General features: G+C 71.0%; 12 protein-coding genes and 1 pseudogene. 6 read left to right on the top strand and 7 right to left on the bottom strand.

The window, feature by feature from the left end; genetic code table 11:
- Nucleotides 1-1,134 precede the first annotated feature (1,134 nt).
- Nucleotides 1,135-2,520 (top strand): MFS transporter, encoded by a 1,386-nt coding sequence (locus IEZ15_RS36175; RefSeq protein ID WP_189281114.1) that lies wholly within the window; start codon nucleotides 1,135-1,137, stop codon nucleotides 2,518-2,520.
- Between the two features lie 54 nt (nucleotides 2,521-2,574).
- Here the strand turns inward: IEZ15_RS36175 and IEZ15_RS36170 are convergent, their stop codons facing one another.
- Nucleotides 2,575-3,054: an NUDIX hydrolase gene (locus tag IEZ15_RS36170; RefSeq protein WP_114243060.1), complete on the bottom strand. Its 480-nt coding sequence runs from the start codon at nucleotides 3,052-3,054 to the stop codon at nucleotides 2,575-2,577.
- 30 nt (nucleotides 3,055-3,084) lie between these two features.
- Nucleotides 3,085-4,686, bottom strand: coding sequence for an apolipoprotein N-acyltransferase (gene lnt / locus IEZ15_RS36165; protein ID WP_189281113.1), 1,602 nt, complete (start codon nucleotides 4,684-4,686; stop codon nucleotides 3,085-3,087).
- Nucleotides 4,687-4,876: 190 nt separating this feature from the next.
- Here lnt and IEZ15_RS36160 point away from each other — a divergent pair, with 190 nt between their 5' ends.
- Nucleotides 4,877-6,076, top strand: a complete 1,200-nt coding sequence (locus IEZ15_RS36160) for an O-antigen ligase family protein (RefSeq protein ID WP_373302697.1) — start codon at nucleotides 4,877-4,879, stop codon at nucleotides 6,074-6,076.
- A gap of 39 nt (nucleotides 6,077-6,115) precedes the next feature.
- On the opposite strand, the gene IEZ15_RS36155 is transcribed toward IEZ15_RS36160, so the two are convergent.
- Both IEZ15_RS36155 and IEZ15_RS36150 read right to left on the bottom strand, forming a co-directional pair.
- Entirely contained in the window at nucleotides 6,116-6,679 is a 564-nt protein-coding gene (locus tag IEZ15_RS36155; protein ID WP_093900612.1) for a hypothetical protein, read from the bottom strand.
- Nucleotides 6,680-6,738: 59 nt separating this feature from the next.
- Entirely contained in the window at nucleotides 6,739-7,524 is a 786-nt protein-coding gene (locus IEZ15_RS36150) for a glutamate racemase (RefSeq protein WP_114243063.1), read from the bottom strand.
- Nucleotides 7,525-7,582: 58 nt separating this feature from the next.
- On the opposite strand from IEZ15_RS36150, the gene IEZ15_RS36145 reads away from it, so the two are divergent.
- Nucleotides 7,583-8,755: a glycosyltransferase gene (locus IEZ15_RS36145; RefSeq protein WP_189281112.1), complete on the top strand. Its 1,173-nt coding sequence runs from the start codon at nucleotides 7,583-7,585 to the stop codon at nucleotides 8,753-8,755.
- A gap of 52 nt (nucleotides 8,756-8,807) precedes the next feature.
- On the opposite strand, the gene IEZ15_RS36140 is transcribed toward IEZ15_RS36145, so the two are convergent.
- Complete coding sequence (locus IEZ15_RS36140) at nucleotides 8,808-10,133, bottom strand: TerD family protein (protein ID WP_189281124.1); 1,326 nt, start codon at nucleotides 10,131-10,133, stop codon at nucleotides 8,808-8,810.
- Between the two features lie 242 nt (nucleotides 10,134-10,375).
- Nucleotides 10,376-10,666: a hypothetical protein gene (locus tag IEZ15_RS36135; RefSeq protein ID WP_189281111.1), complete on the bottom strand. Its 291-nt coding sequence runs from the start codon at nucleotides 10,664-10,666 to the stop codon at nucleotides 10,376-10,378.
- Nucleotides 10,667-10,885: 219 nt separating this feature from the next.
- On the opposite strand from IEZ15_RS36135, the gene IEZ15_RS36130 reads away from it, so the two are divergent.
- Together IEZ15_RS36130 and IEZ15_RS36125 are read left to right on the top strand one after the other, a co-directional pair.
- The gene (locus IEZ15_RS36130; RefSeq protein WP_189281110.1) at nucleotides 10,886-11,338 is read left to right on the top strand and encodes an effector-associated constant component EACC1; all 453 of its coding nucleotides are present in this window, start codon (nucleotides 10,886-10,888) and stop codon (nucleotides 11,336-11,338) included.
- Complete coding sequence (locus tag IEZ15_RS36125) at nucleotides 11,325-13,292, top strand: caspase, EACC1-associated type (protein WP_189281109.1); 1,968 nt, start codon at nucleotides 11,325-11,327, stop codon at nucleotides 13,290-13,292. Before IEZ15_RS36130 ends, IEZ15_RS36125 begins: the two co-directional genes overlap by 14 nt.
- Before the next feature lie 384 nt (nucleotides 13,293-13,676).
- Here the strand turns inward: IEZ15_RS36125 and IEZ15_RS47375 are convergent.
- A pseudogene (locus tag IEZ15_RS47375) lies at nucleotides 13,677-13,818 on the bottom strand (ISAzo13-like element transposase-related protein); the annotation flags it as partial.
- Between the two features lie 113 nt (nucleotides 13,819-13,931).
- Between IEZ15_RS47375 and IEZ15_RS36115 the strand changes: the two are divergent.
- A complete protein-coding gene (locus IEZ15_RS36115; RefSeq protein WP_189281108.1) occupies nucleotides 13,932-22,322 on the top strand; it encodes a type I polyketide synthase in 8,391 nt (2,796 codons plus the stop codon).
- Nucleotides 22,323-22,458 lie beyond the last annotated feature (136 nt).

Genomic DNA, 22,458 nt, shown 5'->3' with positions numbered 1-22,458 from the left:
GCCCTTGGGAAGCGCGAAGCACAACTTCGTCCGCACCACCTTCACCTGGCGCCGGACATGGACGACTTCCTTGGCAAAGTCGAAGTCATCGGCACTCAGTCCCAGCGCCTCTCCTTGCCGGAGGCCCAGGCCCGCTCCGACCTCGACGAGGACTCGGTACCGGTCCGGCATTGCCGCACATACGGCCAGCACACGCTCGGGAGCCCACGCCTCAACTCTGCCGGGTGCCGCGGCCGGCGGACCGACGGTGCTTGAGCGGCACGGATTGCGTGCGAGTCGGCGGTCCTCGACGGCGGCCTGTAGGACGCTGGACAGCGTCGCCCAGACGAGGCGGATCGAGGTCGGGCCGAGGTCCTTCTCAAGTCGCTTCTTCCAGCTGCGCAGCGTTTCCGTGCCGACGCCGTTCAGCGGCTGGGATCCGAGATGCGGATATCCAGGCCAGCATCTCCGGCGAAATCACCCCATACTCCGGGTCGTTGTTGCGCTTGGACAGTCGCCGCAACAACTCATCGTGATCGGCTCGGCGTCGCAACGGCCGCCAGACACACGCCTGTCAGGATCAGCCCGAGCCAGCCGCGTTCGACCCGCAGGCCGAGACCCCTTCTCGGTGGTGTTGAACACGGCAACCTGCCTCGACCTTGAGGCGAGCAAACCCGAAACCGATGCCCTCGTTCCTCATTGGAACACCGACGCGTCAACACCCGCTCTCCTGGCGGACGTCATCCGGCAACGGTTCCGCAGGGACCCGCCGGGCCTGACGGCAGTCGCGCGGAGGTGAGGAGCACTGCACTACCCGTCCGATCCGCCCCGAATGCCGAAGTTCAACGCTGCGTAGTCAGCACCAAACCAGCACGGGATAGGTGATCAGGGGTGCTGACATGCGATTTTAGTCAGCACCAAACCAGCACGGGAGTCAGCACCAGGGCACTAAACCATGCCGAACAACGCAACTCGGACAGGTGCCTGTCAGCCTTCAATACGGTCCTCGAAGCAGTCTCAACATGCCTGTCATGGTGGCCCCGCGCACACCCGGCCCGAGAACTATGGTGTCCCGCCACATGTGCCTCTGACCTGCCCATTCCTACGGTGTGGCGACACGAAACCGTCCCCGCCAACCGCCCGGAAGTGGTGTTCATGGCTGCCTCGGCATCCGCCCCGCCTACCACCCGCTCACTCAAGCGCATCGTCGCCGCGAGCCTCATCGGCACCACCATCGAGTGGTACGACTTCTTCCTGTACGGGTCAGCTGCCGCGCTGGTCTTCAACAAGCTGTTCTTCCCCGAGTCCGAACCGCTCGTCGGCACGCTCCTCTCCTTCCTCACCTACGCGGTCGGATTCGCCGCCCGGCCGCTCGGTGCCCTGGTGTTCGGGCACTACGGCGACCGGCTCGGCCGCAAGAAGCTGCTGGTGCTCAGTCTGTTGATGATGGGTGGAGCGACGTTCGCCATCGGCCTGTTGCCGACGCATGCCACGGTCGGGGCCGCCGCCCCCGTGCTGCTCACCGTCCTGCGGCTGGTGCAGGGCTTCGCCCTCGGTGGTGAGTGGGGCGGGGCCGTGCTGCTCGTATCGGAGCACGGGGACGCCAAGCGGCGCGGGTTCTGGGCCTCGTGGCCGCAGACGGGTGCTCCGGCCGGGCAGTTGCTCGCCACCGGGGTGCTCTCCGCGCTCACCGCGCTGATGTCGGACTCGGCCTTCGGGGCATGGGGCTGGCGGATACCGTTCCTGCTCTCCGGTGTGCTGGTGGTCATCGGCTTGTGGATTCGGCTCTCTGTCGATGAATCACCGGTGTTCAAGGCGGCGCTGGCACAGGCCGAGGAGCGCAAGGCGGTCGCCGCGGCGGCCGAGAAGATGCCGCTCGTCGCCGTGCTGCGACACCACTGGCGCGATGTGCTGATCGCCATGGGAGCCCGGATGGCGGAGAACATCAGCTATTACGTCATCACGGCGTTCATCCTCGTCTACGCGACCACGGCAGCGGACCTGAGCAAGCAGACGGCGCTCAACGCGGTGCTCATCGCCTCGGCCGTCCACTTCGCGGTCATCCCGATGTGGGGTGCGCTGTCGGACCGGGTCGGGCGCAAGCCCGTCTATCTCGTCGGTGCGATCGGCGTGGCGCTGTGGATGTTCCCGTTCTTCGCGCTGATCGACAGCCGCAGCTTCGGGAATCTACTGCTCGCCGTCACTGTCGGGCTCATCTTCCACGGGGCGATGTACGCGCCGCAGGCGGCCTTCTTCTCGGAGATGTTCGCGACCCGGATGCGGTACTCGGGTGCGTCGATCGGTGCCCAGTTCTCGTCGGTCGCGGCCGGCGCCCCGGCGCCGCTCATCGCCACCGCGCTGCTCGCGGACTTCCACAGCTCGACCCCCATCTCGCTGTATGTCATCGCCGCGGCACTCATCACCGTGCTGGCGGTCGCCTGCGCCAAGGAGACCAGGAACCGGGATCTCGCGGACATCGACGGGGCTGCCGCGGAGCCGGACGCATCCACGGCGCTGCCGGCCGACGCCCGAACCGTCTGAGCCCTGCTCGCCGGGCGGGCCCGAGAACCGGGCCCGCCCGGCGAGCGCCGGATGTCACGGCTGCGCAGTGGGCTCGAACCAGGCGGGTTCGTCGGTCAGGGACTGCTTGATCCTGAAGAGCCCGAACTCGTTCAACGGCGGCAGCGCGTCCACCGGGAACCAGCCCACCTCGAGCGACTCGTCGTCGTTGACGCGTGCCTCGCCACCGATCGCCCGGCAGCGGAAGGTGACGTCCAGAAACTGGCAGCGGTCGCCGTTGGCGTACTGCACCGGCTCCAGGGCCTGGGTGAGCACCACCCGCTCCGCCACACAGCGCACGGCGGTCTCTTCGTACACCTCGCGCTCCGCCGTCGCCGCCGGCTGCTCACCCGGCTCGCAGATGCCGCCGATGACCGACCACTTGCCGGTGTCGGAACGGCGTCCGAGCAGCACTCGGCCCTCGTCGTCGAAGACCACGGCAGTGACGCCCGGCAGCAGGAGCAGTTGTTGGCCCGCGGTGGCGCGGATCTCGCGGATGAAATCAGGAGTAGCCATGGGCCCGACCCTACGTGGCGCGCGAGTGGATCAGCGGCTCCGCCGGAGCCGCACCGAACGGACGGTGACCCAGCCGAGCCCCGCCACGGCGATCAGTGCGAGGACTCCTTCGGGGAGCGTGCCCATCCGGGTCGCGGGCGTGAGCGAGGACCTCAACGGCACCTCGTCCACCAGCGCGTCCGCGGTGAACAGCTTCGTCTGCCGGACGATCGTCCCGTCCGGACGGATGACCGCGCTGACCCCACTGGTGACGGGGACGACGACGGACCTGCTGTGCTCGACCGCCCGCACCCTGGACATGGCCAGCTGCTGATAGGTCATCTCACTGCGCCCGAAGGTGGCGTTGTTGCTGGGTACGGCGATCAGTTGGCTGCCGTGCTCGACCGTGTCCCGTACGGCGTCGTCGAACGCCGCCTCGTAACAGGTCACGAGCCCCACGTTCGTACCCGCCAGATCGAAGACGCCGACCTGCTTTCCGGGGCCGAAGTCCCGCTGCACACGGTCCACATCGGAGCTGAAGAGGCGTACGAAAGAACGCATCGGGATGTACTCGCCGAACGGCTGGATGTGGCGCTTGTCGTATGTGCTGACAGGCCCCTTCTTCGGATCCCACTGGATGAGGGTGTTGCGCAGCTTGCCGGCATCGGGCTCGACCACCGCCCCGATCACGGTGGGTACGCCGATCGCCTTCACCGCGTCGTCGATCACGATCCGGGCGTCGGCGTTCCGGTAGGGGTCGAGGTCGGAGGAGTTCTCCGGCCACAGGACGAAGTCGGGCTGGGGAACCTTGCCCGCCTTCACGTCCTGGGCGAGCTGTTCCGTGCGGCGCACATGGTTGTCGAGGACGGCGCGGCGCTGGGCGTTGAAGTCGAGTCCGAGCTGCGGCACATTGCCCTGGATCGCGGCGACGGTCGCGGTGCCGTCCTCGGCCGAGTCGTCCACGAGCGGCAGGGCGGCGAATGCGGCGGCGACCGGTACGAGCACGGTCGCGGCGGCTGCGGCGACGGCGGCCCGGGGCACCTCGCGCGTGCCGCGGCAGGCACGGAACTGACGTACCGCTTCATAGAGACCGAAGCCGCACAGCACCACCGCGAAGGAGAGCAGCGGCGTACCGCCCACGGCCGCGAGCGGCAGGAACACGCTGTCCGCCTGCCCGAAGGCGATCTTCCCCCAGGGAAAGCCGCCGAACGGCGCCCTGGCCCGAATCCCCTCGTCGAGGATCCAGACAGCGGCGGCCCAGACCGGCCAGCAGGCGAGGCGGGAGACCGCGGCGATCCCGATGCAGCCGACCGCGATGAACAACGCCTCGGCCGCTGCGAGTGCCAGCCAGGGCACCGGACCGACTTCTTCGCCCGTCCAGTGCAGCAGCGGCAGCATGAAGCCCAGTCCGGCGAGCAGGCCGAGTCCGAACGCTGCGCGCAGTCTGCGTTCGTGCAGCACCCAGCCGAGCAGGGCGAAGCCGGGCAGAACCAGCCACCACAGAGGCCGGGGCGGGAAGCTCAGGTACAGCAGCACTCCCGAGATCACGGCGGCTGCAGGCCGTACGAGCCGCGGCATCGCCCGTCTCCCCCGGGACGTGGGGGTGGATGCGGGCCGCTGCGGGTCGTCGACTGGGGTGATGGTGGCGCTCACCCGGCGGAGTCTACGGTGATCAGCTGTATGTCAGACAGCCCCGCTCGCGTGATGGAACCTCTCGCGCCGGATCGTTTCGCCACTTTCCCGCACAGATCCGGGCCGCTGGCACTACCGTGTCCGCCAGCCCCCCACCGATCGGCCGGATCCGGCCGATCGCAAACGGGACGGTCACAGGTCGGGGGCGAACGTGACGATTGCACCAGCGGGGCGGGGCCGGGCGCGGGAACGCGGCAACGCTTCCGACGGAGCCGGGGCCGTGATCCTCGCCGCCTGCGCGATCTGGTCGTTGATCAGCGCCGCCGGGCGGGAGAGCGGTCCGGAGGGTGTCCTGCTGGCTCTGCTCGCCGTCGCCGCGGGCTTCGCCTGTGGACGGATCTGCGGAACTCTGCTCCCGGTGGCGACGGCCACGGTTGCCGCCGTGGGGGCGCTCCTCATGGGGCTCCTCTCGCGTCATGGCATGCCTGGCGCCACGGCCACGGCGGACACGGCGCCCGGTCACGCCGGGGCTGCCGCCGCGCTGCTGGTGCTCGCCGCGGGCGCCGCCTGCTGCGCGGCCGCGGCGTCCCGGCAGGCACCACTGCGGTTCTCCCTGCGGCTGCTGGCGCTCGGCACAGCCTGCGCCGCGCTGGCGCTGCGCTCGGTGGCCGGGTTCGCCGCGGCACTCGGGGTGCTGCTGTGTTCGCTGGCCGCCGCCAGGATGCGACAACGGCTGCTCGGTCTTGCCGGGCTCGCCCTGGCCACCGGTCTCGTCGTCGCTACGTCCTGGGCGGTCGCCGCGGACGCGCTGCCCCAGGGCCTCATGGTTTCCCTGGAAGGTCCACTCACCGCGCACCGGGTGCTGCTGTGGCAGGACGCGTTGGAGCTGGCGGGCGAACATCCGGTGCTGGGCGTCGGCCCCGGACGGTTCGCCGAGCTGAGCCCCGCCGTGGAGCAGACCGTCCACTCCGACGGCAAGCCGCACTCGGCGCCTCTGCAGCAGGCGGCCGAGCAGGGGGTGGTGGGGGTGGGGCTGCTGGGGTCGGCCTTCGGCTGGCTGCTGTACGTGCTGTGGCGGTCGCCCCGCACCACGGCCGTCGTCCTGACGGCGGGCGCCGCGCTCACCGCGCTCGCGGTGCTGGCGAGCGTCGGCAATGCGCTGAGCTTCACTCCGGTGACCGCGGGCGCTGGGCTGCTCGCGGGGCTGGCGTCGGCCCGGCGGCCCATCGGCGACGGTACGACAGGGGCGGACGGTACGGACGGGACACGTGGACCGGATGGTGCGGATCAGGCACGTGGTGCGGACGACGTACATCAGGTACGTGATCCGGAGGGCGCGGACGGAGCGGCCAACCGTCCTGGCGACGCAGCCCGCCGCACACGGCGAGCGGACCGCTCCACCCCGCTCTGAGCCGGTCGCGAGCCCCGAGGGCAACGCATCGGGCCGCGATCAGGCCCCGGCCGGTGTGCCGGTCGCCGACAGGTGCAGGCGTTCGCGGATGAACCGTACGCCCGCTTCGGCGTCGTCGACCGTGATGGTGAACGTCCTGCCGTCACCGAGCCGGAGCACCAGGCCCTCGCCCCTGCGGACCACCACGGCCGTACCCTGCTCGGGGCGCCAGCGGTAGCCCCAGCCGCCCCACTGGCGCGGGGTGACCTGGGGTGCGAACTCCGCGCCCACCACATGGGTGAGCAGAATCCGGCGGCGCGGCAGGCCCATGTGGCCGCAGCGCACTTCGAGAGCGTCCCCGTCGACCCTGACGGCCACGTTCACAAAGGCAAGTGTGCCGAACAGCATGAGCAGTCCGGCGGCGACGCAGCCGATCACCGACATCAGCAGCGGGGCGATTCCGGAGGCCCAGTCGGAGGTGACGGCCAGCTGGATGCCGAGCGCCAGACAGGCCGCGCCCGCGGCGGCGAGTACCCACTGGGCCCGGTTGGTGGCCCGGCCGATCCAGACGTCGGAGTGGGGGTCGGCTCCGGTGTGTCTCGGTTTTCGGGGGTGGTCCCTCATGTCAAGCAGCGTACTTAAGATTCCGCACGCCGGGGATGGGTCCGATGGCCTGCGCCGGGTCAGCGGGCGGGGCTGACGGCCCCCAGCAGCTGCCCCTCGGCGTAGGCCAGAGCGGTTTCCGGCAGCTCGGCGGTGCGCCCGCTGAGGAGGACGGTGAGGCCGCCGGCCGATTCGGCCGACGGAGCGGGTTCGGCCCCGATTCGGCGCAGTGCCTGGGCGGCGACGGCACCGGCGGAGCCGTGCAGCGCCACCGGAGGCAGACCGGGCTGCCGCACGGCGGCACGGATGCGTTCGGCGACCAGTTCGTAATGGGTGCAGCCCAGGACCACGGCCCGCACATCGCGCGGGGTGAGTGCGGCGGCTGCGGCGATGGCCCGGTCGATCGCCGGTTCGTCGGCGTGCTCCACGGCGTCGGCGAGACCCGGGCACGGGACCTCGGTGACGGCGACGGAGCCGGCGAATTCCCGGATGAGTCCGCGCTGGTAGGGGCTGCCCGTGGTGGCGGGCGTGGCCCAGATCGCGACGGGGCCGCCACCGGCGACGGACGGCTTGATGGCCGGCACGGTGCCGATGACCGGCAGTGCGGGTTCCAGCTCGGCGCGGAGCGCCGGCAGGGCGTGGACGGAGGCCGTGTTGCAGGCGACGATCAGTGCGTCGGGCCGGTGGGCGGCGGCCGCGCGGGCCACGTCCAGCGCGCGAGCGGTCACGTCCTCGGGGGTACGCGGCCCCCAGGGCATGTTGTCGGGGTCCGAGGAGAGCACCAGATCGGCGTCGGGCCTGATCCGGCGTACCGCTGCGGCGGCCGCGAGCAGGCCGATTCCGGAATCCATGAGCGCGATCTTCACCCGGTCACCTTAGTCGACCGCCCTTGCGGTTCCGTCACAGTGGGGCAGACTGCGGCAAATGAGTGCCGTTGCCTGGATCGCCGTGGGTTCGCTGGCCGCATGGGTGTGGCTGCTGCTGGGACAAGGGTTCTTCTGGCGGACCGATCAGCGGCTGCCGCGCCGGGAGGCCCCGGAGCACTGGCCGTCCGTGGCGATCGTCGTGCCCGCACGTGATGAGGCCGACATGCTGCCGGTGAGTCTGCCGTCGCTGCTGGCGCAGGACTATCCGGGATCCGCGGAGATCTTCCTCGTCGACGACTGCAGCAAGGACGGCACCGGGGACGTCGCCCGTGCGCTGTCCGTACGGTACGGGGGCCTGCCGGTGACGGTGGTGTCGCCCGGTGAGCCGGAGCCGGGCTGGACGGGCAAGCTCTGGGCCGTGCGGCACGGGATCTCGCTGGCCCGGGCCCGGGAGCCGGAGTTTCTGCTGCTGACGGATGCGGACATCGCGCATGAGCCGGACAGCCTGCGGGGGCTGGTCGCCGCTGCCGTCACGGGCGGGTTCGATCTGGTCTCGCAGATGGCCCGGCTGCGGGTGTCGAGTGTCTGGGAGCGGCTGGTCGTACCGGCCTTCGTGTACTTCTTCTCGCAGCTCTATCCGTTCCGGTGGGTGAACCGGGCAGGGGCGCGGACGGCTGCGGCGGCAGGTGGATGTGTGCTGCTGCGGACCGGGGCGGCGGACCGGGCGCGGGTGCCGGAGTCGATCCGGCAGGCGGTGATCGACGATGTGTCGCTGGCGCGGGCGGTGCAGCGCAGCGGCGGCCGGATCTGGCTGGGGCTCGCGGAGCGGGTGGACAGCGTCCGGCCGTATCCGTGGCTGGCGGATCTGTGGCGGATGGTGTCACGGAGCGCATACGCCCAGTTGCGGCACAGTCCGCCGCTGCTCCTCGGGACGGTGCTGGGGCTCGCACTGGTCTATCTCGCGCCGCCGGTCACGCTCGTCGCCGGGCTGCTGAGCGGTGCTCCGGTGGCGGCGTGGGCAGGCGGGGTGGCGTGGGCGGTGATGGCCGGGACGTACATGCCGATGCTGGGCTACTACCGGCAGTCGCTGTGGCTGGCGCCGCTGCTGCCGTTCACCGCTGTGCTCTATCTGCTGATGACGGTCGATTCGGCGGTTCAGCACCACCGGGGGCGGGGCGCGGCCTGGAAGGGGCGTACGTACGCCCGTCCCGAGGCCGCGCCGGACCGTTGAGCGGAGCCGTCCGTGGGCCGATTGTCGCAGTGCCGGCCGGACCCTCGGGGGGTCATTTACGGCCGGGTGTCCAGTTCATGCCCCACCCATAGGCGTAGTCGATGGTGCGCTGCGGGCTCACTCCGCGCTCGGGTACGAGATAGCGGGCCTCGCGCTGCACCGTGAGGTCTCCCCCGTTGTTGGTGAGGAGCGCGAGCGCGCAGACGGTGGACGGGACGGTGCATTCGTCGAGGGAGAAGTCGATCGGGGCGCCATGCTGGGGCCGGAGGGTGACGGTCGCATGGAGATCGGCGAAACTCCGGGCGCCTTCATAGATGGTGACGAAGATCAGGATGCGGCGGAACTTGTCCTTCTGGTCGAGGTTGACGGTGAGGTTCTCGCCGGTGGAGACGGCGCCGGTGCGGTCGTCTCCGTCGAGATGGATATAAGGGGGCTGCCGGAGTGCGCCGAACGCGTTTCCGAGCGCCTGCACGACTCCCTTGCGGCCGTCGGTGAGTTCGTAGAGGGCGCAGAGGTCGAGGTCGAGGTCCGCGTGGTTGGCGACCGCTCTGCCCAGTTTGCTTCCCCAGCCCTTGAACTGTTTGCGCACTTCCCAGTTGAGATTGACCCGGAGTGCTCCCGAAGTGCCGCCCTGTTTGGCGAGGGAGACCGATGGCACGTCCTTGGTGAGAGTCACCTTCGACAGACGGACCGGCGGGGTGGCCGGGGGTGCGGGAGGTGCCGGTGGCGCCGTCGGCGGTGCGGGCGGAAGGACCGGCGGCGGTGGCCGCAGACGGTCAACCCGCGCCCCTCGCTGGGGCTGTTGAGGCGATTGGGGTTGTTGATACGGCTGGGGCTGCTGTGGTTGATCGACGGAGATACCGAAGTCCGTCGCGAGACCTTCGAGGCCGGTGCTGTATCCCTGACCGACGGCACGGAATTTCCAGGCGCCCTGGCGTCGGTAGAGCTCGCCGAGAATGAATGCGGTCTCGACCGTCGCATCCGCACTGTCGAAGCGCGCGATCTCCGAGCCGTCCGCCGCGTCCGTGATCCGTACGTACAGCCCCGTCACCTGCCCGAAGGTGCCGCCGTCCGCGGAGGCTGCCAGGACCACGCGCTCGATGGCCGGCTCGATGCGCGCCAGGTCGACCGCGAGGCTGTCCGTCACCCCGTCACCGGCGGTCCGCTTGCCCTCGTGGCGCACCGCGCCGGATGCGTGGGAGGGCTGGTTGTAAAAGACGAAGTCGGCGTCGTTGCGCACCTTTCCCGACACGACAAGGAGCGCCGAGCCATCGACGTCCGGTGCGCCCGGGGAGGTGCGCCACCCCAATTCGACCCGCACGGCGTGAGCCGCCACCGGAACATTGGCTCCCTTTAGCATGGTCATGCCCGCCCCCATCGCGAGTCCGACTGCCCGAAGACTTTTCTCCGCCAACCTAATCCCCTGCCCCTCGCGGGGCCTACAGCGGCGCAGTCAGCGTCCGGCGATCCGCCGGTACCTCCCGGGAACTCTCCCCTTACACGATCTCAACGCCCCCGGACGTCATTTTTCCCAAGTTCGCTCACATTGGGGATCGAAGTTCACTCACAACGCGTGTTACAACCCTCTTATCGGGCTCCCCAACGGGAACCCTTTATGTCCTAGCGGGGCGTGCCGTCCTCACGCGGTTCCCGGTCGACGAACCAGTGGTTGGCCAGGTTGGCGTACCGGGACCAGGACGCCAACCCGTGCTCCTTTCTCAGCCGGGCCGCGAACACGTGCACTGCGTCCGCGCGCTTCGGCGCGAGCGTCACGAACTTCCGCAACGGAGAGGCCTGCCGCAACAGGAGGGCCCCGACCTTCTCCCGGTCGACGTCCTCGATCTGCAGCACCATGCCGAGGTCACCCGCCCGGTACAGCGGCACGTCGACTGTCTTGCTGTAGTGCCACACGGTGCGCCGAATGCTGGAGACCGGAGCCGGCCACCCGGCCTCGACGCAGCAGTCGAACTCGCGACTACCGGGTCCTGGAATGGCCGGATCGCCGCTGATCCGAGTTGGTGCACCGCGTAGTTGTCTGGAACGTATGCTCCTCGTTCGCCGAGACTTGGCTGGTGTGAACAGTGGCGGCGTAGGGTGAGCGCAAGGTGCGCCGGCTAGTTGGGGGTGGATGTGCGTATCCGTATCGAGGGCAGCGGCATGGACCGTGATGCCGACGCAGGGGTGGGCTTGACTGCGTTGTTCGCGGATTGGCTTGCCCAGGACCGCAGCGTGGGTCCGTATACGGAAATCCGGCGGGTCCGCACGGCCACTGGTGACGGCGGGATGTCAGGAGACCTGATCGGATGGCTCGACCTGGCCCTGTCCTCCGGATTCTCAGTGGCGTCACTTGTCTATGCGCATCAGACTTTCCGTGCCTCGCTTCCACCTCGACAGCGGTCGGCCGCGCGACTGGTCGTCGAACATGGCAACTCCCGCATCGTCATCGAGGACGGCTCACCGGAAGACGCGGCCCGGATCGCCCGCGCGCTGGCCGCCCCTGACCTCGGGACCCCACCTACGATTTCGTCGTCCCCTGCCGGAGGCGGTACACCGCCCGGCGGCGAGCCCGATGACGGTTCCTGATCCCAGCGCCAGCCGGGCCGTACTCGTCGGCGTCAATGCCTACACTCACCCGGATCTGGCGCCTCTGCCCGCGGCGGCTGCTGCGGCAAAGCGCCTAGCCACGTTGCTTCAGGACCCCACGGTGTGGGGTCTACCCGACGACCATGTCGCCGTGCTCGACACGAACATTTCTGCGGAAGATATCCTGGGCGCTGTTCGCGACGCCGCCAGAGCAGCGACCGGAACATTGGTGGTCTATTTCGCCGGACACGGACTCCGTGACCGCGACGAGCGTCTCTACCTGGCCCTGCCGGACGCGGATGCCGATCACCCGCAGATCGGGACCCTGTCCTATCTGACCCTGCGTGATGTCATGCGACAGGCCGGCTACAGAGCGCGTTACCGGCTGCTTGTGCTGGACTGCTGCTACAGCGGCCTGGCCGGCGGCATGGACGCCAGCACCGTGCCAAGCCGCTCCGACCTCGCGCGAGCCCTCAACGAGCCACACATCCCGGCACACGACGCAGATGGTGATGCGGATGATTACGGCAATCTGGTATTGACCTCCGCACCGCCCACACAGCGCTCGTTCGTCCAACCGGGTGCGGACTACCCGGAGTTCACGGGTGAGCTGATCAATGTCCTGAACGAGGGCATCCCTGGCGCTGGGCCTTCGCTGAGTATGGACCGGGTCTGGCGCCGGATCCGCGCCCGGCTACGCGAACAGGGAAGTCCCGAGCCTCAGCAGTTCGCGCAGAACACCGTCGCCCAGCAAATCCGCTTCCACAATCGTGCGGCCGCCAAAACGGCCCGGCCCCCTGGACCAGCATCGGCCATGGCGGATCCGCCGACCGAAACACGGCCGCACGAGCCGACTGCCAGGCAGGCGACACCCCCATCCCAGCCCAGTGCGCCTGACCGTGCAGAACCGACCCATCAGCCGGAGACGCCGAGGACCCGCAAAGGCGTCCGCCGGCGCACCCTTGTCCTCGGGATGCTTGCGGTTGCCGGCCCGGGGGTAGGGGCCGGGGTGAAGCTATGGCCCAAGTTCACCGCCGAAACCAGCGGAACGAAAAAGCTCACCGGTTCGGGCACCGCCGAGGTGGCGTTCAGCCCCGACGGCAAGACCCTTGTCCGCGTTGGATCTGACTCACAACTCAGGGACGCAGCCACCGGAGAAAGCATCGCCGATCTCCCCAGCGATCAGAACTCCATAGGATCTGTGGCGTTCAGCCCCGATGGAAAAATCTTTGCCACCGGCGGATACTTTGACGTGCGACTGCGGGACTCGGTCACCGGCGTCACCGTCACCGAACTGAGCGCCCCCCAGCAGTTCGACATACGGCCGGTGGCATTCAGCCCCGACAGCAAAATGCTCGCATGCGGCGGCGCCAAGGCGGGCATGGTCGACGACTCCGGCAATGCCGAGGACAGGAAGGACGCCTTCCGATTGCTGGACGTGACCACGGGAAACGTCATCGCAACATCGACAAAACACGACGTGCAGGCTGTGGCATTCAGCCCGGACGGCAAGATGGTCGCATGCGCCAACGACCACGGGTGCTGGCTCTGGGACGTGGCTGGCCAGCACTTCACCGCTCTCCCCGTCAGCGAGTGGACACACGCGGTGGCGTTCATCTCCCACAGCAAACTCATGACCAGCGGTTCGGGTGGAAGCCGGCTGTGGGACACGACCACGAGGCGCATCATCGCCACTCTTGCCACGGGAGAGACGTACACGATGGCAGTCACCTCCGATGGCAAGACGCTTGCCACTGGAGGACCGGACGGCGTACGGCTGTGGGACCTGGCCACCCGCCGGACCACCGGCACTCTCACGGGCAACACAACCCACTCTCTTGCATTCAGCCCTGACGGTGGAACCCTCGCAGGCGCAACTTCCAAAGAAAGCAGCAAGAACACGCATTTCGGCGTTCCTTATGACGACGGCTGCTGGCTGTGGAAGGTCTCCTGACCAGAACTGTTCCGAAGTCCGGCTGATCAATTGAAAAAAGGGGGTGCAACCTCGATCTTTCAATGGGCGGGTGTCCGAGGTGGGATCGAAAACACGAAGAGTGCTCCCAGTAACGATGGGACTTGTCCAAGGGTGTCCCGCAAACGCTGACTGGGTCCTGCACCGGGTGCCGAGCGCGATACTCGCGATACTCGCGAGACTCCGACACGGCAGCTGTGGCAGCCTGCGGACATGCCGGAGCTGCGTGTTCATGCAGGCCGTCACTACGCCCTCCGGTTCCAGTACGCCTTGCCGGACGATGCCTGGTGTGTGGAGCCGAGCGAGGCCGTTCCGGCGCCAGCCGCGTGGGCTGAGATTCCCGACGCAGAGACACACCTGCCTGGAGCAGACCGTGATGTCCAGGCCTGCCTCGGTGGCTGGAGCGGCGAGTTCCCGTCTTTCAGGCGCGGGTGCGGTAGCCGTTGGAGCCGCCCGCGTCGGCGTTGATCAGCAGACAAGTGGCGGTCGGGTAGTCGTGGCGGCCGCGGACCTTGAGAAAGGCGCAAGGAGGGTCCCGACGCGGTCCACCCATCGCCGGGAGGCAACCCGGTGAACCGTGCCGTCATCCTCAACGACGGGTCGTCTCAAGGAGGTCATGCGGTGGGTACGCACGCCGACATCGTCAAAACACTGCCGGAACTGCTCGGGTACCACGCCCGGCGCCTCGGGGACAAGGTCTGTTTCCAGGACCGGCTCAGGCGGGTGACCTACCAGGAGCTGGAAAGGAGAACCGCACGGCTGGCCGGTCACCTGGCAGGACTCGGCCTGGCGCGCGGTGACCGGGTGGCCGTACTGCTCGGCAACCGTGTCGAGGCGGTCGAGAGCCTGCTCGCCGTCACCCGGGCGAGCGGCGTGGGCGTACCTCTGGACCCCGGGAACTCGGAGGAGGAGCTGACCCGCTTGCTGGACGACAGCGGGGCACGGGTGCTCATCACCGATAGCGCCTGCCTGACGCGGCGGCGAACGCTGCCGTTGCGCCCCGGGCTGACCGTGGTGGTGGCCCAGGGCGGCGCCGAGGACGGGGACGGGAACTCGCCTTGGTGCGCGGACTTCGAGGAGCCGGCGGACGAGGCCGGCGGAACCGGGGGCCGGCCCGCCGCGATCGCGGTCGCGGGCGGCGTTCTGCGGTACGAGGAGTTGGCGGGTACGGAGCCGCGGACGCCGGCGCGGGACGATCTCGCCCTGGACGAAGTGGCCTGGCTGCTCTACACCTCGGGCTCCTCCGGCACGCCCAAGGGCGTCCTGTCCACCCAGCGCAACCGCCTCGCGCCCGTCGCAGCGGGGCTCGTCGGTGTCCTGGGCCTGTCCGAACGGGACCGCGTGCTGTGGCCGTTGCCCCTCCATCACGCGATGAGTCAGATCGTATGCTTCCTCGGGGTGACCGCGGTGGGGGCGAGCGCGATGCTGCTGCCCCGGTTCTCGGTGGCGGGCGTGCTCGGCGAACTTCGGTGCGAGGAAGCCTCGTTCACTCTGCTCGGCGGGGTCCCGACCACGTATTCGGCGCTGCTCGACGCGGTCCGGGGCGAGGGGGGCGGCAACGACGGCACCGGTCTCGGCGCCCCCGAGCTGCGGGCTTGCGTCAGCGGTGGTGCCGCGGCGGGGCCCGGGTTCCGCGAGTCCTTCGAGGCGCTCTGCCGTGTCCCCTATCTGGAGCACTACGGCAGCACGGAGGCGGGCCCGGTCACCATGCCGGCGCCGGACGGGGCGGCGGCGTCCGGGACGTGCGGCCGGGTGCTGCCCGGCACCCGGGTCCGGGTCGGCGGGGGCCCCGACGGCCGGGACACGGGCGAGGGCGAGTTGTGGGTCAACGGGCCCGGGGTCATGGCCGGTTACCACGGCAGGCCGGAAGCCACCGCGGAAGTGCTGCGCGACGGCTGGTTCCGCACCGGTGACCTGGCCAGGATCGATGCCTTCGGTGGACTGTCGATCACCGGCCGGGCCAGTGATCTGATCATTCGCGGCGGGGTGAACATCCACCCTTCGGAAGTGGAGGCGGTGCTGCGTCGGCTGCCGGGGGTGGCGGACGCCGCCGTGGCCGGACGCCCGCACCCCGTCTTCGGCGAGGTGCCGGTCGGCTATCTGGTCCCCGAGCCCGGTGGCGGCGGGCTGGACAGGGGGCGCATCCTCGCCACCTGCCGTGCGGAACTGTCCGGCTTCAAGGTACCCGTCGAGCTGTTCGAGGTGGAGGAGATTCCCCGTACCGCCTCCGGGAAGATCCTGCGGCGGAACCTCGCCGGCCGGCCGGCGCGGGCGCTGGGCGCGGAGGCCACCGGGAAGCCGCCGGAGGACCTGCTGACCCTGGTGCGGAACGAGGTGGCGGCCGTGCTCGGCTGTACCGCTGAGGCGGTGGAACCGGGCACGGCACTGCGGGACCTGGGTATGGACTCCCTGACGGCGACGGTGCTGCGGGAGCGGTTGTCGGCGGTCACCGGCCTGCCGCTCTCCGAAGCCGTCGCCTTCGACTTTCCCACGGCCGCCGCGCTCGCCGCCCACCTCGGGGCACGGAACGCCGCCGCGCCGGCCGCCGCCGGGCCTGTGAACCGGAGTGCGGCCCGGTCGGACGACGACCCCGTGGTGATCGTGGGGATGGCATGCCGCTATCCCGGAGACGTGACCTCTCCCGAGGAACTGTGGCGGCTGGTGGCCGACGGGAGGGACGCCATCGGTCCCTTCCCCACCGACCGGGGCTGGGACACCCGGGCGTTGTACGACCCGGATCCCGGGCGGCCCGGACGGACGTATGTGCGCGAAGGCGGTTTCCTCTCCGGTGCGGACCGCTTCGACCCCGGCTTCTTCGGCATCTCTCCCCGCGAGGCGCTGGCCATGGACCCGCAGCACCGGCTGCTGCTCGAAGTGGCGTGGGAGGCCTTCGAGCACGCCGGTCTCGTCCCCGGCACCCTGCGCGGCTCGGCGACCGGGGTGTACGTCGGGCTGATGTACAGCGACTACGCCCGCCACCTGACAAGGACGCCCGAGCATGTCGAGGGGTACCTCGGCCTCGGCAACGCCGGAAGCATCGCCTCGGGTCGTATCGCCTACACCTTCGGCCTCGAAGGCCCGGCCATCACCGTGGACACGGCGTGTTCCTCGTCCCTGGTGGCCCTTCACCTGGCGGCCCAGGCGCTGCGCCGGGGTGAGTGTGCCTTCGCGTTGGCCGGCGGCGCCACGGTGATGTCGGGGCCCTCGTCGTTCGTGGAGTTCAGTCGCCAGCGGGCGCTGGCTCCGGACGGCCGCTGCAAGGCGTTCGGCGCATCGGCCGACGGCACGGGGTGGGCCGAGGGCGCTGGAATGCTGCTGCTGAGCCGGTTGTCCGAGGCGCGCCGCGCCGGACTTCCGGTACTGGCTGTGGTACGCGGCTCGGCGGTGAACCAGGACGGGGCGAGCAACGGGCTGACCGCACCGCACGGACCGGCGCAGCAGCGGGTGATCCGGCAGGCACTCGTGGACGCGGGGCTGAATGCCGGGGACATCGACGCGGTGGAGGCGCACGGCACCGGCACCCGGCTGGGGGACGTCATCGAGGCGGAGGCCTTCTTCGCGACGTACGGGCGCCAGGCGCGGCAACGTCCCCTCCGGCTGGGCTCGGTGAAGTCGAACATCGGTCACACCCAGGCCGCCGCCGGAGTGGCCGGCGTGATCAAAATGGTGCAGGCGATGCGGCACGGCGTGCTGCCGCGTACGCTGCACGCCGACGAGCCGACCCCCCGTGTCGACTGGTCGACGGGGCGGATCGCGCTGCTGACCCGGGCGGTGGAGTGGCCTGCGACGGACCGTCAGCGCCGGTTGGGGGTGTCCTCGTTCGGGATCAGCGGCACCAACGCCCATGTGGTGCTCGAAGAGGCTCCGCGCGTTGGGGAGGCCGCACCGCCGCCTGCCGTGGCGGACGATGGGACCGCGAGCGGCCGCGTCGGGCCCGGGGCGGTGCTGGAAGGTGCGGCACATCCCGGACCGGCCGCGGTGGCCTTTCCGGTGTCGGCCAGGAGCGTGCCGGGGCTGCGGGCCCAGGCTCTACGCCTGCACGACCATGTGGTCGCCGCCCCTGACGCGTCCCTGGTGGACATCGGGTACTCGCTCGCCACCACGCGTACCGCCTTCGAGCACCGGGCCGTGGTGGTGGCCCGGGACCGTGCCGAACTGCTCGGCTCCCTACGGGCCGTGGCGGAGGACGACGGCCGGCCCGGAGTGCGCACCGGTACGTCCCGCCACCACGGCCCGCCGGCCCTGCTGTTCACCGGCCAGGGCAGCCAGCGCGCCGGTATGGGCCGTGAACTGTACGAGTCGCGGGATCTGCATCCGGCCTTCGCCCGTTCGTTGGACGAGTGCTGTGCCCTGCTCGACACGCTGCTGCCGGTGCCGCTGCGGGACGTCATGTTCGCCGGACCCGGTACGGAGACGGGCGCGCTGCTGCACACGACCCGGTTCGCGCAGCCGGCGCTCTTCGCCCTGGAGGCGGCCCTGTTCCGGCAGTTCGAGGCCTGGGGGGTGCGCCCCGGCCTGGTGGCCGGGCACTCGGTGGGTGAGGTGACGGCGGCACATGTCGCCGGGGTGTTGTCCCTCGCGGATGCGTGCACACTGGTGGCGGTCCGGGGCCGGCTGATGGACGCGCTGCCTCCGGGCGGCGCGATGGCGGCTGTGGCCGTCGGCGCGGACGAGGTGGCCGCCCACCTCGCCGGGACCGGGGGCGCGGTGGAGATCGCCGCGGTCAACGGGCCCGCCTCGGTGGTCGTCTCCGGCGACGAGGCCGCGGTGCGGGAGGCCGCCGCGCACTTCCGGGAGCGGGGCCGTTCGGTGACACCACTGCGGGTCGGCCATGCCTTCCACTCCGCTCGGATGGAGCCCGTGCTGGCCGAATTCGCGGACGTCGTCCGGCGGCTGTCCTTCACCGCGCCGAAGCTGCCCCTGATCAGCGCCGTGCAGGGCCGGGCGGCCACCGACGAGGAGCTGTGCACACCGGAGTTCTGGGTGGACCATGTCCGCCGTCCGGTCCGCTTCGCCGATTCGGTGGCGCACCTGGGTGAGCGAGGCGCGGCACACTACGTCGAACTGGGGCCGGACGGGGTGCTCACCGGCCTGGTGCGCGATTGCCTCGCCTCGTCCGGACCGGCCCCGGCGGACCCGGACACGGGCGAAGCGGGCGGCAAGCGGGGCCCGGCACCGCTGGTCCTGCCGACACTGCGCGGGACGCGGCCGGAAGCGGACGCCCTGCTCGACACGCTGGCCGCGCTGCACGCCCACGGCGTGCCCGTCGACTGGCGGGCCGTCTTCGCCGCGCGCGGCGGGCGACGCGTCGGCCTGCCCATGTACGCCTTCCAGCGCCGCCGGTACTGGCTGGAGCCCGCCCCGGGACTTCCGCCCATGTCCCCGAAGGCCGAGCCCACTCATCCGTTCCTGCGGTCGGACACCCGCACGGCCGACGACGACGGGTTGCTGCTGAGCGGGGTGCTCTCGGTGCGCGACCAGCCGTGGCTTGCCGACCATGTGGTGGCTGGGGAGATCTTGCTGCCGGCGACCGCCTTCGTCGAAATGGCACTCCACGCCGGTGAGTTGGTGGGCGCGGCCGTCCTGGACGAGCTCGTTCTGACCGCGCCGCTGCCCTTGCCCTCGGACGGTGCCGCCGCCTTGCAGGTGAAGGTGGCGGGGGCGGACGACGCGGGACGGCGGACCGTGCTCTTCCACTCCCGGCCGCACACTCCGGCAGGTGACCAGCCCTGGCTCCGCAACGCCTCCGGCACTCTTTCGCCGGCGCAGCCGCCCGCGAACCGGAAAGCGGCCGCCACCGAGACCGGCGGCGCGCCCCGGCCGCACGCGTCCTGGCCGCCGGAGGCGGCGACGCCGCTGCATGCCGACGGTCCGGGGACCGGACCGTACGAGCGTCTGGCCGCCGACGGGCTGCGTTACGGCCCCGCCTTCCAGGGCATGCACGCCGCCTGGAGGCACGGGGAGGAGCTGTACGCCGACGTCGCGCTGCCCGAAGCGGCCCGGGCCCCGCGCCCGGAGGTGGGCGGCCCGGGGTTCGTCCTGCATCCCGCGCTGCTCGACGCGGCGCTGCACGCCCTGGCCCTGGAAAGCCTTGTCTCGAACGGTTCCGGGACAGCCGGTCCGGCGGCCGACGGGTTGTCCCTGCCGTTCGCTTTCAGCGGAGTGCGCGTGCACACCACCCGCGTACAGCGCTTGCGGGTACGGGTGACCCCCGGGCCCGACGGGCAGGCCGGAGTGGAGCTGACCGACGACACGGGCTCACCGGTGGCGACGATCCGTTCGCTGACGCTCCGGCCCCTTCCGCGTACCGGCTCGGCGATGGCGGACGCGGTCAACGGCGCCCTCCACCGGACGGACTGGGTGCCGCTGACCGAGCCGCCCGCACCTGCGGCGATGCCCCGCTGGGGGGTTCTGGGCACGGCGGGCACACGGCTGGTGGACGTCCTCGCGCCCCCGGGTTCCGGTATCCCGGTGTACCCCGGCCCGGCGGCGTGCGACGCGTCGTCGGCCGTCGTCGTGGCACCGTGCCCGCCGCCGCCTGACACCACCGGCGGCGCGCAGGACCAAGCTGCCGGGTTGCTGCGGGCAGCGGACTGGGCGCTGAGGCTCGTGCAGGAGTGGCTCGCCGAACCGCACCTGTCCCGCTCCCGTCTCGTCCTCGTGACGTCCGGCGCCATCACTTCGGCCGACGACGGTTTCCCTGTGGATGGCGCCGGTCGCGGGAATGACGGCCGATCCGGCGAAACAGCGTCCGTACCGTTGCACACACCGGTGTGGGGGCTGGTCCGCTCGGCCCTGCGGGAGAACCCGGGCCGCTTCGCCCTGATCGACGTGGACGAACACCCCGACTCCTGGAGTGCCCTGCCCGCCCTGCCGGCCGCCTCGGAACCGGAGGCAGCCGTACGTCGGGGGACGGTGTACGTGCCGAAGCTGGTGCCACTGGCCACGGCGGCACCGATGCCGGGGAAGCGGCGGCCGCTCGGCCCGGAGGGCACCGTCCTGGTCACCGGCGGCACCGGTTCCCTGGGCATGCTGGTGGCGCGGCACCTGGTCACCGCCCACGGCGTCCGGCATCTGCTGCTCGCCGGCCGACGCGGGCCAGACGCTCCAGGGGCCCGGGAACTCGTCACGGAGCTGCGTGAGGCGGGCGCCCAGGTGACCGTTCACGCCTGTGACGTCGCGGACCGGACCGCGCTCGCCGCCCTGCTCGACGCGGTGCCGGCGGCCCACCCGCTGACCGGTGTGGTGCACACCGCGGGAGTGCTGGACGACGGCGTCGTCGCGGCGCTCACCACCGACCGTCTGAGGCGGGTGCTGCACCCCAAGGCGGATGCCGCTCTCGCTCTGCACGAACTGACCCGGGGACACGACTTGGCCGTGTTCGCGCTGTTCTCCTCGGTGGCGGGTACCTTCGGCTCCGCCGGCCAGGCCAACTACGCCGCGGCCAACTGCGTGCTCGATGCCTTGGCACGACACCGCGGACGGCTCGGACTGCCCGGCACGTCGATCGTCTGGGGCCCCTGGCGGCAGAACGACGGCATGATGGCGCGCCTCGGCGACGCGGATCGGCAGCGGATGGCCCGCTCCGGGTTCGTCCCGCTCGGGCCGGAAGAAGGCCTGGTCCTCTTCGACGCCGCCGTGGCCGGTGACGAACCTGTGGTGGTGGCGGCCCGCCTCGCCCCGGCCGCTCTCCGCGGCGGCGACCCGGCGGCGAACAGGCTCCGAACCCCTGCTGCGGACGCGGGCGGCGACCGACTCGGCCGGGCGCCGGCGGCTGCTCCCCCCGGCGAGCAGGGCGGGGTGCTGCTCACAAAGGTCCGGATCCTGGCAGCCCGCGTCCTGGGCCATGGGGAGGAGGCCGGCGAGATCGACGAGGACACCCTGCTGGCGGACCTGGGGCTGGACTCCCTGGCCGCGGTCGATCTGCGCAATGAGCTCGCGGCGTGGACGGGGCTGGCACTGCCGTCCACGCTGCTGTTCGACTTCCCGACGCCGCGCGCGCTCGCCGCCGAACTGACGCGGCGGTATGCCACCGAGGCACCTCCTGTGGGCGCCGCGTCCGATGGCCCGGTACGGCCCGAGGCCGCCGGACCTCCGGGCTCCCCGGGGCGACCGGCGGGCGACTGCGCGGAGGGCGGTCCGGAGGCGGGCGCTCGGCCGGACGCGCGGGTGCGGGCCGCCGACGCACCGCACGCCGGGGGAGCTACGGATTCCCTGGGCGCGCTCTTTCGTACCGCATGCGCCCGGGGACAGAGCTGGGACGGCATGGCGCTTCTCACCGTCGCCGCGCGCCTGCGCCCGGTCTTCGACAGGAGCGGGGCGCCCATTGCGACGCACGAACCCGTCACGCTCGCGGCGGGCGGCACGGGGGCCCGGCTGGTCTGCTCCCCCGCGCTCAGCGCGCTCTCCGGACCGCAGGAGTACGCGCGCCTCGGTGCCGGGTTGCGAGGGCTGCGGCCGGTTTCCGCGGTGCGGCACCCGGGGTTCGGTCCCCGAGAGGCTCTGCCCGCCACACTGGACGCCCTCGTCACCGCCCAGGCCACAGCCGTCCGCGTGGCCGCGGCCGAAGGCGCCTTGGTACTGCTGGGGCGGTCGGCCGGTGGCTGGGTGGCCCATGCCGTGGCCGAGCGTCTGGAGTCCGAGGGTGCCGCCCCGGTGGCCGTCGTCCTGGTGGACACCTATCCCCCCGTTCACGGAGACCGGGGTCAGGCGCTCTCCGCGATGACCTCGGACATGCTGCGCCGGGCGGCGGAGTTCGCCTCTGCCGACCCCGACCGGCTCACCGCCATGGCCCGGTACTTCGAGCTCTTCAGTGACTGGAAACCCGTGCCGCTCGCCTGTCCCACCCTGTACGTACGAGCCCGCGACCCGCTGCCCGGCACCGAACCCGCCCCGAACTGGAGCCTGCCGCACGCCGAGGTCACCGTGCCCGGGGACCACTTCACCGTGTTGGAGGAACATGCCCGTACCACCGCACTCGCCGTCCACCGGTGGCTCGGCAGCCGGCTCTGAGGACGTCCTGGGAGAGGCGCGGGTACGGGGGTGGGTAGGGAACGGCTCCGTCCCACGCACCCCCGCACCCGCCGTCCTCGCGGCCAGTAACGTTCGCCGCCCGGGCCACGGCGGTCGACGGCGGACATGCGGCCGG

Source organism: Streptomyces atratus (assembly GCF_014648655.1).
Lineage (GTDB): Bacteria > Actinomycetota > Actinomycetes > Streptomycetales > Streptomycetaceae > Streptomyces > Streptomyces atratus.
This window is presented reverse-complemented; position numbering and strand designations above follow the sequence as displayed.

What these genes read in the sequence shown, in the direction of transcription:
- IEZ15_RS36175 (WP_189281114.1), top strand. Translation starts at nt 1,135, where the DNA reads ATGGCTGCCTCGGCATCCGCCCCGCCTACCACCCGCTCACTCAAGCGC.
- IEZ15_RS36170 (WP_114243060.1), bottom strand. Translation starts at nt 3,054, where the DNA reads ATGGCTACTCCTGATTTCATCCGCGAGATCCGCGCCACCGCGGGCCAA.
- IEZ15_RS36155 (WP_093900612.1), bottom strand. Translation starts at nt 6,679, where the DNA reads ATGAGGGACCACCCCCGAAAACCGAGACACACCGGAGCCGACCCCCAC.
- IEZ15_RS36145 (WP_189281112.1), top strand. Translation starts at nt 7,583, where the DNA reads ATGAGTGCCGTTGCCTGGATCGCCGTGGGTTCGCTGGCCGCATGGGTG.
- IEZ15_RS36140 (WP_189281124.1), bottom strand. Translation starts at nt 10,133, where the DNA reads ATGGGGGCGGGCATGACCATGCTAAAGGGAGCCAATGTTCCGGTGGCG.
- IEZ15_RS36125 (WP_189281109.1), top strand. Translation starts at nt 11,325, where the DNA reads ATGACGGTTCCTGATCCCAGCGCCAGCCGGGCCGTACTCGTCGGCGTC.